Origin of the sequence: Oceanobacter sp. 3_MG-2023, assembly GCF_030688925.1 — a bacterium.
Lineage (GTDB): Bacteria > Pseudomonadota > Gammaproteobacteria > Pseudomonadales > Oceanobacteraceae > Oceanobacter.
The window spans coordinates 103036-116028 of the sequence record NZ_JAUYVX010000002.1; the positions used below are offsets into that span (position 1 = coordinate 103036).

Annotated in this window: 11 protein-coding genes; 5 read left to right on the forward strand and 6 right to left on the reverse strand. The window is 57.8% G+C overall.

Annotated features, from left to right (window positions below):
- The first annotated feature begins 59 nt into the window (after positions 1 to 59).
- From Q8W32_RS02375 to Q8W32_RS02385, 3 genes are read left to right on the forward strand one after another with little or no spacing between them, the layout of a single operon-like run.
- Positions 60 to 1259 carry an efflux RND transporter periplasmic adaptor subunit gene (locus Q8W32_RS02375; RefSeq protein ID WP_305413543.1) on the forward strand — a complete coding sequence of 400 codons (1200 nt, stop codon included), beginning with the start codon at positions 60 to 62 and terminating at the stop codon, positions 1257 to 1259.
- A gap of 18 nt (positions 1260 to 1277) precedes the next feature.
- Complete coding sequence (locus Q8W32_RS02380) at positions 1278 to 4466, forward strand: efflux RND transporter permease subunit (RefSeq protein WP_305413545.1); 3189 nt, start codon at positions 1278 to 1280, stop codon at positions 4464 to 4466.
- Positions 4463 to 5956: an efflux transporter outer membrane subunit gene (locus Q8W32_RS02385; RefSeq protein WP_305413546.1), complete on the forward strand. Its 1494-nt coding sequence runs from the start codon at positions 4463 to 4465 to the stop codon at positions 5954 to 5956. Before Q8W32_RS02380 ends, Q8W32_RS02385 begins: the two co-directional genes overlap by 4 nt.
- Before the next feature lie 78 nt (positions 5957 to 6034).
- Here the strand turns inward: Q8W32_RS02385 and chrA are convergent, their stop codons facing one another.
- From chrA to Q8W32_RS02400, 3 genes are all read right to left on the reverse strand, one after another.
- Entirely contained in the window at positions 6035 to 7222 is a 1188-nt protein-coding gene (gene chrA / locus Q8W32_RS02390) for a chromate efflux transporter (RefSeq protein ID WP_305413547.1), read from the reverse strand.
- Between the two features lie 61 nt (positions 7223 to 7283).
- The gene (locus Q8W32_RS02395; protein WP_305413549.1) at positions 7284 to 8354 is read right to left on the reverse strand and encodes a patatin-like phospholipase family protein; all 1071 of its coding nucleotides are present in this window, start codon (positions 8352 to 8354) and stop codon (positions 7284 to 7286) included.
- Positions 8355 to 8483: 129 nt separating this feature from the next.
- On the reverse strand, positions 8484 to 8999 hold the full coding sequence (locus tag Q8W32_RS02400) for a dihydrofolate reductase (RefSeq protein ID WP_305413550.1): 516 nt from the start codon (positions 8997 to 8999) through the stop codon (positions 8484 to 8486).
- Positions 9000 to 9222: 223 nt separating this feature from the next.
- On the opposite strand from Q8W32_RS02400, the gene Q8W32_RS02405 reads away from it, so the two are divergent.
- Positions 9223 to 9462, forward strand: a complete 240-nt coding sequence (locus tag Q8W32_RS02405) for a hypothetical protein (RefSeq protein ID WP_305413551.1) — start codon at positions 9223 to 9225, stop codon at positions 9460 to 9462.
- A gap of 62 nt (positions 9463 to 9524) precedes the next feature.
- On the opposite strand, the gene thyA is transcribed toward Q8W32_RS02405, so the two are convergent.
- The 3 genes from thyA to Q8W32_RS02420 form a co-directional block, all read right to left on the reverse strand.
- Positions 9525 to 10319, reverse strand: coding sequence for a thymidylate synthase (gene thyA / locus Q8W32_RS02410; RefSeq protein ID WP_305413553.1), 795 nt, complete (start codon positions 10317 to 10319; stop codon positions 9525 to 9527).
- A gap of 28 nt (positions 10320 to 10347) precedes the next feature.
- Positions 10348 to 11154 carry a prolipoprotein diacylglyceryl transferase gene (gene lgt, locus Q8W32_RS02415; protein WP_303431167.1) on the reverse strand — a complete coding sequence of 269 codons (807 nt, stop codon included), beginning with the start codon at positions 11152 to 11154 and terminating at the stop codon, positions 10348 to 10350.
- Between the two features lie 88 nt (positions 11155 to 11242).
- Entirely contained in the window at positions 11243 to 12034 is a 792-nt protein-coding gene (locus tag Q8W32_RS02420) for a sulfite exporter TauE/SafE family protein (RefSeq protein ID WP_368501340.1), read from the reverse strand.
- Positions 12035 to 12207: 173 nt separating this feature from the next.
- Here Q8W32_RS02420 and Q8W32_RS02425 point away from each other — a divergent pair, with 173 nt between their 5' ends.
- Positions 12208 to 12987, forward strand: a complete 780-nt coding sequence (locus Q8W32_RS02425; RefSeq protein WP_305413555.1) for an NRDE family protein — start codon at positions 12208 to 12210, stop codon at positions 12985 to 12987.
- Positions 12988 to 12993 lie beyond the last annotated feature (6 nt).

Below are 12993 nucleotides of genomic sequence, written 5' to 3' on the forward strand. Positions count from 1 at the left end.
CTGGTTTCTGAACAATCCGGGAAGCTAATCATTCATGTTTCACCAGAGGACTCTCCGCGATGAAATCCTTCATCCATTTATTCACAAGCCTGACCTTGATCGCTCTGCTGTCTGGTTGTTTGTCCGACGACAGCGAGGCGCCACCGGCGCCACCGACCCCGGAAGTCAGCTATATTGAAGTGCAGCCACAGACCGTCAGTCTCACCAGTGAATTAAAAGGCCGCACAGTGGCATCACAAAGCTCGGATATCCGCCCCCAGGTAGGCGGCATTATCCAGCAACGCCTGTTTGAAGAAGGCTCACAGGTGAATGCCGGAGATGTGCTCTACCAGATAGATCCAGCCAGTTACCAGGCGGCGCTGCAACAGGCCAAAGCCAATCTCAAAAGTGCCAAAGCGGCATTGGAATCAGCCCGTTTGACCGACAAGCGCTACGCTGGTCTGGTCACCATTCAGGGCATCTCCCAACAGGATGCTGACGATGCCCATACCACCTGGCTGGAAGCCGAAGCCGCCCTCGCCAGCGCCAGGGCCGCGCTGGTCACCGCCAACATCAACCTCGGCTATACCAGAATCACCGCCCCGATCAGTGGCCGTATCGGCTTGTCCAGTGTGACCCCCGGAGCGCTGGTGGATGCCTCACAAAGTACCGCGCTGGCCAGCATCAATACCCTCGACCCGATGTATGTGGATATGACCCAGTCGTCCAAGGATCAGTTACTGCTGCGTAAACTGCTGCAACATTCCGGCATCAAAACCGGCAGTACCAGAGTCAGCCTGATTCTGGAAGACGGCTCTCGCTATGAGTACCAAGGCACCCTGAAAGTCCGTGAAGTCGCGGTGAACGAAGATACCGGCTCAGTCACCCTGCGGGCCGAATTTGCCAACCCCGATGGCCTCCTGTTGCCCGGCATGTTTGTCCGCGCCGTGGTCGAAGATGCCGTTAACCACAACGCCATCCTGCTGCCACAACAAGGGATATCCCACGACAGCCAGGGTCATGCCGTGGCCTTGCTGCTCAATGACAACAATCAGGTTGAAAAACGCATCGTCACAACAGAACGCGCCATCGGCAATCAATGGCTGGTATCTGCAGGTGTGGAGCCCGGTGACAAACTGATAGTGGAAGGAACCAGCAAGATACAGGCAGGTAATGACGTCATTGCCGTCAAGGCGCAGGTCAACGACGACGGCTCGATCAAATTGAGCCGTACCGATACCAACCCCGATGACCACACACCGCAGCTTGCCAGCGAATAACCCGGAGTCTTTCCTGCCATGATCGCCAAGTTTTTTATCAATCGCCCGGTATTTGCCTGGGTGATTTCCATCATCATCATGCTATTCGGGCTGCAATCGATCTTGTCGTTACCCGTAGCCCAATACCCCAGCGTGTCGCCACCGACCGTTAAAATCGATGCCACCTATACCGGCGCATCGGCCGAAACCGTCGAAAACAGCGTGACCCAGATTATCGAACAGCAACTGACCGGGCTGGATGGCTTGCTGTATTTCAGCTCCTCCAGCTCCTCCGATGGTGATGCCAGTATCGACGTGACCTTTGAGCAGGGGACCGACCCGGACATGGCCCAGGTTCAGGTACAAAACAAGGTATCCCAGATCACCAGCAGCTTGCCGGATGCGGTGCAAGACAATGGCGTTACGGTAAAATCCTCACAGTCTTCCTTTTTGCTGATTGCCTCGGTATACGACACCACCGACAGCGTCTCGGGCTACGATATTTCCGACTACATTGCCTCGAACATGCAGGATTCCATTGCCCGTATCGAAGGGGTCGGCAGCACCCGGGTATTTGGTGCCCAATACGCCATGCGGATCTGGCTCGACCCGATCAAACTGGCCAACTATGAGTTGATGACCTCTGATGTTACCAGTGCCATCAGTGCCCAGAATGTACAGATTGCCGCCGGTAATATCGGTGCCCAACCCGCACCGGCCGGGCAGGAATTAAACGCCACCGTCACCGCCCAATCGATGCTGCAGACCGCCGAGCAGTTCCGCAATATCATTATCAAAAGTGATAGCTCAGGTGCCCTGGTCACGCTTGGCGATGTCGCCAGGGTAGAACGCGGCAGTGAAAGCTACAGCTACGAAGGCCGCCTGGACCGTCACCCATCATCCGGCATGGCGGTACTGTTATCCCCCGGTGCCAACGCACTCGATACCGCCGTCGCCGTCAAGGAAGCCCTGGCGAAGCTGGCAACCAACTTCCCAACCGGCTGGGATATCGCCTACCCGAAAGACTCAACCGACTTCATCACGGTTTCCATCGCCGAAGTTGAACACACCCTGTTCGAAGCCATTATTCTGGTTATCGCCGTTATCTATCTGTTTTTGGGCAGCTGGCGCGCCACCCTGATTCCTGCGGTAGCCGTGCCCGTCGTCTTGCTGGGTACTTTTGGTGTGATGGCCGTGTTTGGTTATTCCATCAATACCCTGACCATGCTGGCACTGGTGTTATCGATTGGCTTGCTGGTGGACGATGCCATTGTCGTGGTCGAAAACGTCGAACGCCTGATGGCCGAAAAAGGCCTGTCGCCGCGCCAGGCGACCATCGAATCCATGAAAGAAATCAGCACCGCCCTGATCGGTATTGCCGTGGTGTTGTCGGCGGTCTTCCTGCCCATGGCATTTTTTGGCGGCTCCACCGGAGTGATTTACCGGCAGTTCTCCGTCACCATTGTCTCCTCGATGATCCTGTCGGTGATTGTGGCACTGACACTGACGCCAACCCTGTGCGCCACCTTGCTGAAACCCACCGACCACGGCGCCAGCCAGCGCGGTTTTTTTGGCTGGTTCAATCGCAAGTTCGACGCCATGAACCAACGCTACCGGGGAAACGTTGCCGGTGTTATACGCCGACCCCTGCGCTGGATGCTGGGTTACTGTGCCATTATTGCGGTGCTGGCCTTCTCGCTGATGCGCTTGCCAACCGGCTTTTTGCCATCGGAAGACCAGGCCGAAATCATGGTGATGTTCAACCTGCCCACCGGCGCATCCTTGCCGCGCACGGCCGCAGTCGCCCGCGAGATCGAGGATTATTTCCTCGACAATGAAGCCGACAACGTCAAACACATCTTCGCCATTTCCGGCTTCAGCTTCGCCGGCTCCGGGCAGAATACCGGCATGGCCTTTGTGGCGTTGAAACACTGGGATGAACGCACCAGCGCAGACACCTCCGCCAACGCCATTATCCAACGTGCCCGAGCGAGCCTGTCGACCATTCGTGACGCCAACTTCTTTATCTTGTCCCCTCCATCCATCCGAGGCCTGGGGCAGAGCAACGGCTTTACCTACGAACTACTCGCCGCTCCCGGTACCAGCCGAGAAGAGCTGATCACGCTCAAGGACCAGCTGATACAAGCCGCCAGCGCCAGCGACCAGATTACCGGGATACGGCTGAGCGCCCTGAGCGATACGCCGCAACTGCAACTCGAGATTGACCAGGCCAAAGCGGTATCCCTGGGGGTCTCGCTGTCGGACGTTTCTTCCACCCTGTCGACGGCCTGGGCCGGTTCCTACGTCAACGACTTTATTGATAACGGCCGGGTGAAAAAAGTCTACGTCCAGGGAGACAGTGAATACCGCGCCAAACCCGATGACCTGCAATACTGGTTTGTCCGTGGCAGCGACAACGAAATGACGCCATTTTCTGCCTTTACCAGCAGCTACTGGTCATCCGGGCCGCAGACATTGAGCCGCTATAACGGCTTTGCCTCCTACGAAATCGAAGGGGCCGCCGCCAGCGGTGCCAGCTCCGGTGATGCCATGGACGAAATGGAAGCCCTGACCAGCGCCCTCGGTGGCGGTGCCAACGGCTCCTGGAGCGGCTTGTCCTATCAGGAACGGCTGTCCAGCGGCCAGTCCACCATGCTGTATGCCATCTCGATTCTGGTGGTCTTTCTGGCGCTGGCCGCCTTGTATGAAAGCTGGTCGGTCCCCATCGCCGTGATTATGGTTGTGCCATTGGGGGTTCTGGGTTCAGTGCTGGCGGCAACATTCCGGGGCCTGGAAAACGACATTTATTTTCAGGTCGCCTTGCTGACAACCATTGGTCTGGCATCCAAAAACGCCATTCTGATCGTCGAGTTTGCCGAAGACGCCTATATGAAAGGCAAGGGGCTGGTTGAGTCTGCCGTCGAAGGGGCATTCCTGCGCTTGCGCCCCATTCTGATGACCTCGCTGGCGTTTATCTTCGGCACCTTGCCACTGGCCTTGTCCAGCGGTGCCGGTGGCAACAGTCGTAACTCCATCGGTACCGGCATTGTTGGGGGTACTTTCAGTGCCACCGTACTGGCGTTGTTTTTTGTACCGCTGTTCTTTGTGCTGGTGCGCGGCCTGTTTCCGGGCCGCAAACGTTACGATGATGATGACGATGACGCCGCCATGACCACCACCAGCCTGGATAAAAAACCGTCACCAAACCACACAGGAGCCTCCGTATGAAGCCGATCATTCACTGCTGTCGCCCGCTGTTGTGGTCCATCACCGCCGTTGTACTGATGTCCGGCTGTGCCAGCATGGCCCCGGACTACCAGCGCCCGGATGCCCCTATCCCGGCACAGCTGCCGGATGCTGACAGCCAGAGCCAGAATAACCTCAATGCCGCCCAGCAGCTGCCGTGGCAGGATTTTATCCAGGACCAACGCCTCGAACAGGTGATCGAACAGGCACTGGCCAATAACCGTGACCTGCGGGCCACCATCGCCGATGTCGCCGCTGCCCGGGCCACTTATCGCGGCCAAAGTGCCGACCAATACCCGGCACTCGGCGCCAGCATCGAAGGATCCCGCGTCAACACCGACGGCAGCGTCAGCAGTGACTGGCAAGCCACCGGCGGTTTAAGCGCCTACGAGATCGACCTGTTTGGCAAAAACAGCAGCCTCACCGACGCCGAGCGGGAAAGCTATTACGCCAGTGCCGAAACCGCCCGCGCCGCCCATATCAGCCTGATAGCGGAAACCGCCAACGCCTGGCTGACGCTGGCCTCGGATCAGAACCGGCTGGCACTGGCCCAACAGACTGCCAACAGTGCCCAGAAAGCCATGGAAATTACCGCCAAACGGCTGGAGCTGGGAGTCGACTCACGGATTGATCTGGTCTCGGCAGAAACCACCTACCACAGCGCCCGAGCCGATATCGCCAGCTATCGCAACCAGGTCGCACAAGACCAAAACGCCCTGCAACTGCTGGTCGGCTCCGACCTGGATGATGCCCTGCTGCCAACCAGCTTGCCCACCACGCAACAGCTGGTGACCGACATTCCCGTCGGGCTGTCGTCGGCGGTACTCTTGCAAAGACCGGATGTGCTGGCGGCCGAACACACGCTGAAATCCGCCAACGCCAACATTGGCGCAGCCCGGGCGGCGTATTTTCCATCCTTGAGCCTGACCGCAACCGGTGGTGTCGCCAGCGCGGCGTTATCGAGCCTGTTCAGCGGAGGTGCTTCCACGATCTGGACGCTGGCCCCCAGCCTGAGCATGAATATCTTCGACTGGGGCAGCAAGGAAGCCGATCTGGAAGCCGCCAAGGCCGAGCAACAGAAGTATCTGGCCGACTACGAATACACCATTCAGAGCGCCTTTGCGGAAGTTGCTAACGCCCTTGCCCGCCGTGCCACCATTCAGGATCAGTTGGATGCAGAAAGCGCCTATGTCGATGCCGCCGGACGCAGCCATGAACTGGCCATGAAGCGTTACCAGGCCGGTGTTGACAGTTTTCAGGACACCCTGCTCAGTGAACGCACCTACTACTCAGCCCAGCAGGAACTGATCAGCTCGCAGCTGGAAGAGCTGTCCAACCGCATCACGCTGTATCGGGTGTTAGGGGGAGGGTTGGCAGAGCCAGAACCGGCAACCACGGCAGCGCCAGTCGCCGAGATAACTCCGGCAGCGCCAGTCGCCGAGATAACTCCGGCCACCGCAACAGAGTCCTGACGTCTTCCCACTCACATAGCATCACAAACAACAAACAGTCCAACCGAGGCCGGGATTACCCGGCCTCTTGTTCGGTTATCAAAAACCCAGCACCCAACCACCCAACGCCCCTACGATTACCACCAGCCAGGACGGTGCTTTCCAGCTGGTCAGCAAAACAAAACACAGCAACGCCAAAGCCATTTCCGCCGATGAATGAATGGCACTGGTAAACACCGGTTGATACAAGGCCGCCGCCAGAATCCCGACCACCGCCGCATTGGCTCCCGCCATCAGCGCCCGTAATCCGGCCCATTGCCCCGCCAGCTGCCAGAACGGCAAGACCGCCACCAGCAACAAAAAACCGGGCAGAAACACCGCCACCAGCGCCAGCCCGGCCAGACTCCAGGTCATCAGCCCGGAAGCCCCCAGTCCTTGCGCCCACTCGGCCCCCAGAAATCCACTGAAAGTAAACAACGGCCCTGGCACCGCCTGAGTTGCGCCGTAACCGGCCAGAAAAGCCTCCGCCCCAACACGCCCGGCCTGCACGGTTTCTGCCTCCAGCAGCGGCAACACCACATGACCGCCACCAAACACCAGCGCCCCGGCCCGATAAAAGCTGTCGAACAGCTGCCAGCCCGGCTCCGCCGTTGCCAGCGCCAGCCAGGGCAACCCCCCCAGCAACACCACAAACAGCCCCAGAGCCACCAGACCAGCACGACGGGACACACCAAACAAGGGAACCTCCGGCACAGCCCCAGCCAAATGACGACAGCAGATCATGCCGCCCAGCATGCCCACTGCGATCGCCCATAACTGACCACTCAAACCACCCAGTAACAGTACCAGGGCCGCCGCCAGCAACGCCATCGATGCCCTGGCCCGGTCGGGGCACAAGGTACGCGCCATGCCCAGCACCGCGTGAGCAACAATGGCCACCGCCACAATTTTCAGCCCCTGTAACAGCGGCGCCAACGCTGTCACTGTGGTCGCCATGGTGGCCAACACCACCAGCGCCAGTGCTGACGGCAACGTAAACGCCAGCCAGGCCGCCAAGGCTCCGCCCCAGCCCGCCCGCATCAACCCCAGCCCAAAACCAACCTGAGAGCTGGCCGGGCCAGGCAAAAACTGACACAGGGCCACCAGATCGGCATACGCGGCATCGCTCAACCAGCCACGTTTTTCTACCAGCTCGCTACGGAAATACCCCAAATGGGCAACCGGGCCACCAAAAGACGTTAACCCCAGCCATAAAAAAACCCGGAATACTTCAATCACTCGTGCCATATACCGTCGCCCTGTATTGATTCAAAAACCCCTCGTACACACCCGGCCCGAGCCGGGCGATCTACCAGGGTAAAGGCTCGGCAATCTCCGCCCAGCGCTGCTGACTGTGAATATGATCCAGCGCATCCGCCAGCCCTTCGCAAGCCGCCAGTACCTGCTCCCAGCGCAGCCGCCGCTGTGAGTAATCAAAATCGTAAAAATCATCCAGATCCGGGATGCGACCGCCCGGCAAGGTCGCCGCAAACTCCCACGACGGCGCAATAATGATGGTGCGACGGTAATACTCCCGTGATGCGGTACGCCAGCGTAACTTCTTGTCGAACCAGCCACCCTTGGGAGCCTGGGCAAAATAATGGGGATACAGCACAAACCCTTTGTTCGGCAACACCGGCAAATCAAACTGGTAGTCGGTAATACCGCCATCCCGATACGTGCCTTTTGGCGTTCCGGCAATATCACGCACCCCGTCGATCACCAATGGAATCGCCCCCGTCGCCAAAATAGCCGGGCGCAGATTATCGGCGGTTAATGTGACATGTTGTGCGGGCAAATGAGGAAAATGGTCGATGGGTGGCTTGTCGGGATGATGGAACAGCACTCGGTCAACCCAGGGGCGCATCCCCTTGCGTGATAACAGGTTGGCCCCAATCGCCCCGAGCCAGCCCGCCGTTTGTAGCCAGTGGATATCACTGGCGGTCAAGCCACGACAGCGCGTCACCAGAGTGTGATAACGCATAAAAGGATGGGCCAGAATCTCCGCCAGCCCCTGCTCACCCAGGGTGAGATCAAGAATATGACGACACTCGGTTGCCACTTCCTGCGGCGTTGGCTTGGCCGAATAACGCTGACTGACATACGCCTCAAGAAAACGCTGATGCGCCGCCAGGGCATCCTGCTGGGCAAAACAACTGAGCCGCCAGGCACCGGCCGACGTTCCCAACAAATGCAATGGCTGGCTGCGCTGGGCAAACCACTCCCGGAGCAAATAACGGTCCATGGCCGCCAATACCAGCCACTTCGGCCCACCGGAAGCCCCCAGCACCACCTCAATATCATCCGCGTGCAAACCATGCTCACGAATATGCTGTAACGCCTCCGCGCCAGCGAACACCTTTAACGGCAAATGGGACACAGCCAGAATCCTGCTCAATACGATAAGCCGCTATGATGAGAGGATTAGGGGTCGGACTCAAGCCAGACAGCCTGAGCCGTTATAGTGCGTCGCAACCGTTGCCGATTGGCGGCCCGGCTGCCAGCAAAACTACTCGTCGCACACGATACGGTCGTACACCACAAAGCGATAAGGATAGGGATTGGTATCACTGGGGCCGTAGGCTTCGCTGCTCAACTCACGCCACTCGGAACGGTCAAAATCCGGGAAAAACGCATCGCCCTCGATATCGGCATCCACTTCCGTCAGATACATACGCTCAACCAGCGGCAACACCTGACGATAGATTTCCGCGCCCCCCATGATCATGGCCTCATCGGCATCGGTCTGTAACGCCAACCGCGCCGCCAGCTCGATGGCACACTCCAGACTGTCGACCACCGCCACACCATCCGCCTGATAATCCGGCTGACGACTGATCACAATATTGGCGCGACCAGGCAAGGCCCGGCCAATACTTTCATGGGTTTTACGCCCCATCACCACCGGCTTGCCCATGGTACTGTCGCGGAAATACTTCAAATCACCCGGCAAATGCCAGGGCAATTGATTATCGAGACCAATCGTATGGTTACGTGACAGAGCAACAATCAGAGACAGCTTCATGGGCAAGAACCGCGTCAAACCGGGAGAACATCACCGCTGTTACCAGCAAATGACACCAAACGACCGATGATAACGCCCGTATTGCAGCAGAACCAGCCCCCAAACGTGCCGTATGGACGCCACTGGTGTCCGCCCGACTCCGCACCTGATCAATTCCACGCAGGGGCCAGCTCTCCGTGCCTGATAAATTCCATCCGTATCCTTGCCGTCACATGATGGCCAAGTGCAGATAGAGATCAAACTGGAACAGGAAACGCTGTGGCTAACACAAGCGCAAATGGCGGAGCTTTTTGATACTAAGCGGCCCGCTATTACCGAGCATTTAAGCAATATTTTTAAAGCAGGCGAACTGGATGAAAAGAGCACGTGTTCCATTTTGGAACATGTGGCCGCGCATGGTCAGACCTACAAAACCAAACACTATAACCTTGACGCCATAATCTCGGGGGTAAGCGTCCGGTAATCCCATCTTGAGCCTGTCTCTGCCTGCCCGCCTATTTCAGCTGCACCTTGAATTACGGCCCTTTAAATCGCTACCGGTGCCTTGATATGCGGGTGGTGCTGATAGCCTTCGATTTCAAAATCTTCAAAGCAGTAGTCAAACAAGGATGCCGGTTTGCGTTTGATATTCAGGTGCGGCAGCACTTTTGGCTCTCGTGACAATTGCTCATCCGTTTGTTCCAGGTGGTTGGCGTAGAGGTGCACGTCGCCACCGGTCCAGACGAAGTCGCCCACTGCCAGATCGCACTGCTGCGCCACCATATGCACCAACAGGGCATAACTGGCAATGTTGAAGGGGACGCCCAGGAAGATGTCTGCGCTGCGCTGGTAGAGCTGGCAGGAGAGCTTGCCTTCGGCAACGTAGAACTGGAAAAACGCATGACACGGCGGCAAGGCCATGTTGTGAATTTCCCCTACGTTCCAGGCACTGACAATCAGCCGACGGGAATCCGGGTTATTGCGAATCTGTTCAACCAGCTGGCTGAGCTGGTCGATATGCTCACCAGTGGCGGTGGGCCAGGAGCGCCACTGAGCACCGTAAACCGGCCCGAGGTTGCCTTCGGCATCGGCCCATTCATCCCAGATGGTTACCTTGTTGTCTTGCAGGTAACGGATGTTGGTGTCGCCACTGAGAAACCATAACAGCTCATGAATGATCGAGCGCAGATGCAGTTTTTTGGTGGTCACCAGCGGGAAACCATCCTGGAGATCAAATCGCATCTGATAACCAAAACAGCTGTAGGTGCCGGTGCCTGTACGGTCTTGCTTGAACACACCCTGTTCACGTACGTGTTTCATCAGTTGCAGATACGCTTTCATACATTACCTTTTATTATCAAACAAACGCTCAACTGACCGGCGCAAAACGATTACGCCGATAAGCCACCAGCAACAGAACCAGCCCAGCCAGAATCATCGGCATGCTGAGTAATTGTCCGCGGCTCATCCAGCCAAACAGGTCGAAGCCGATATGGGCATCCGGCTCGCGGTAAAACTCGGCGATACTGCGGAATACCCCATAACCAAACAGGAACGCAGCCCCTACCGCCATGCGCGGACGCGGGCGGTTGGAATACCACAACAATAGAATAAACAGCAAGAAGCCTTCCAGCCCGGCCTGATACAGCTGTGACGGATGACGAGGCAGGTTATCGGCGCGGGGGAATACCATGGCCCAGTGCACTACCGCAGGGTCAGCAACGCGGCCCCAGAGTTCGCCACCAATAAAGTTGCCAATACGTCCGAACATCAAACCGATCGGAACCAGTGGTGCTACAAAGTCACCGACATCAAAGTAGTTCTTTTTGTACTTGAAGCTGAACCAGCCCAGCGCGACCAGCACTCCGAGCAAGCCACCATGAAAGGACATGCCGCCTTCCCAGACCCGGAACAGCCACAGCGGATCTTCCAGAAACTGATCGAAGTTATAGAACAAAACGTAGCCAAAGCGGCCGCCGAGAATAACGCCCATGGCCCCAAAAAACACCAGATCAGACACCTGCTGATCGTTCCAGCCAGACTGGGGACGACGGGCACGCCAGATTGCCAGGCTGTAAGCGGCACCAAAGGCCAGCAGGTACATCAGGCCATACCAGTGAATTTTTAATGGCCCGATCGCCAGGGCAATCGGGTCGATCTCGGGATAAGTCATCATGGTGACGTCCTTACAATAAGTGTTACCCCGACCAGACGCGAGGACAAGACAGGCTGTGACAAGAGCCTAACGCCGGCGTTCGACACCATCATGACAGCGTCAGGAATTTGATGGATACGCCGATCAGCAAGACCGCAAATGCCTTTTTCAACTTGCGCTGATCCAGTCGATGCGCCAAATGGGCGCCCAGGCGGGCAAAGGGCACGCTGGTGATGACAATACCGGCCACCGCAGGCCAATAAACAAAGCCGGTGCTCCAGGCGGGCAAGGCCGGGTTGCCCCAGCCGGACCAGATGTTGGTTAATGCGCCGGTCAAGGCAATCGGCAAGCCACACGCGGCGGAGGTTGCCACTGCCTGACGCATTTCGATCTGACGCCAGCTCAGGTATGGCACGGAAAACGTGCCGCCGCCAATACCAAACCAGGAAGAGCCAAAACCGATAACGGCTCCGGCCAATCCCAGCTCCTTGTGCCCCGGGGCGCTTTTACCCGGACGGGGTTGCAGCCCAAAAAACATCTGGATACCCAGCAAGGCAGCAAACACGCCGATGATTTTCAGCAGCAGCGGCCCGGGGACTTCGGCAATCAGTACCACGCCCAGGCTGGTGCCAACGATAATGCCCATCGTCATCAGCGACACCATTTGCCAATTGATGGCACCTTTCAGGTGGTGGGCGCGGATCGAACTGAGTGAGGTGAAAACAATGGTTGCCAGCGACGTGGCGACGGCCATATGGGTCATCACATCCACGCCAACGCCTTCTGCCGCCAAGGCAAACAGCACGGCCGGTACAATGATCATGCCGCCACCAATGCCAAACAACCCGGCCAGTGTTCCGGCAAAGGCACCTACCGCGAGATACATCAACAGAGTGGTCACAGACCACCTCCCGTGCAGAAGAGAAGAAAAGGCGCGCATTATACCCGGCATGGCCTGAATCGCGAGCGCAGCGGCAGGATGCGTACCAGCCAGCAACACTCGGCAACCGCCCAGGTCGCCAAGCCACAGGCATCAGGGTAACCTTGAAGACACCGGTATCCGAGACTTTTACCATGTGCCTGATTGTATTTGACTGGCAGCCAGATGCGACCGATTGGCTGACGCTGACTGCCAATCGTGACGAATTTCATCAACGCCCCACCGCGCCGTTACACCGCTGGCCCGAGTCTCCCGACCTGGTTGCCGGGCAGGATTTGCAGCAAGGCGGCAGCTGGCTGGGAGTAACCAATGACCTGCGTTTTGCGGCAGTCACCAATATTCGTTTACCTGAGCCGCCAGAGCATGTGCGCTCTCGTGGTGAACTGGTGACCCGTTATCTGCGCAGCACACAAACACCCGCGGACTTTGCCGATGCCTTGTTGCCGGAGGCAGGCCGTTATGGCCGCTTTAATTTGCTGTGTGGTACAGCGCATCAGCTTTGGTACATCACCAATACACCGGAACCCGCGGCGGTGGCGGTCTCTCCCGGCATACATGCGCTCAGTAATGCCTGGCTCGACAGTGACTGGCCCAAAGCACAGCTGGCGAAAGAGCAACTGCTGCAAGCCCAACGACGCCAGCAGCACCGGCCCACCTGGCAGCAGGATCAGTCTGAATTAACCCGCTTATTGAATCGCCGTCAGCCCTGGCCGGACGACAGGCTGCCCGACACCGGCGTTGCGCTGGAAACAGAGCGTTTGTTATCGGCGCAGTTTATTATCTCTGCCCGTTATGGCACCCGCAGTAGCAGCAGCCTGCTCGGCCGGGGGCAACGGCTCAGCATTGAAGAACAGCGCTGGCAAGAGAATGGCGCTGCAGGCACCCGGTACCGGTTTCAGCTACCCTTGATATAAAACAAT

Coding starts and splice junctions, on each gene's coding strand:
- Q8W32_RS02375 (WP_305413543.1), top strand. CDS start 60: ATGAAATCCTTCATCCATTTATTCACAAGCCTGACCTTGATCGCTCTG.
- Q8W32_RS02380 (WP_305413545.1), top strand. CDS start 1,278: ATGATCGCCAAGTTTTTTATCAATCGCCCGGTATTTGCCTGGGTGATT.
- Q8W32_RS02385 (WP_305413546.1), top strand. CDS start 4,463: ATGAAGCCGATCATTCACTGCTGTCGCCCGCTGTTGTGGTCCATCACC.
- chrA (WP_305413547.1), bottom strand. CDS start 7,222: ATGGCACGAGTGATTGAAGTATTCCGGGTTTTTTTATGGCTGGGGTTA.
- Q8W32_RS02400 (WP_305413550.1), bottom strand. CDS start 8,999: ATGAAGCTGTCTCTGATTGTTGCTCTGTCACGTAACCATACGATTGGT.
- thyA (WP_305413553.1), bottom strand. CDS start 10,319: ATGAAAGCGTATCTGCAACTGATGAAACACGTACGTGAACAGGGTGTG.
- lgt (WP_303431167.1), bottom strand. CDS start 11,154: ATGATGACTTATCCCGAGATCGACCCGATTGCCCTGGCGATCGGGCCA.
- Q8W32_RS02425 (WP_305413555.1), top strand. CDS start 12,208: ATGTGCCTGATTGTATTTGACTGGCAGCCAGATGCGACCGATTGGCTG.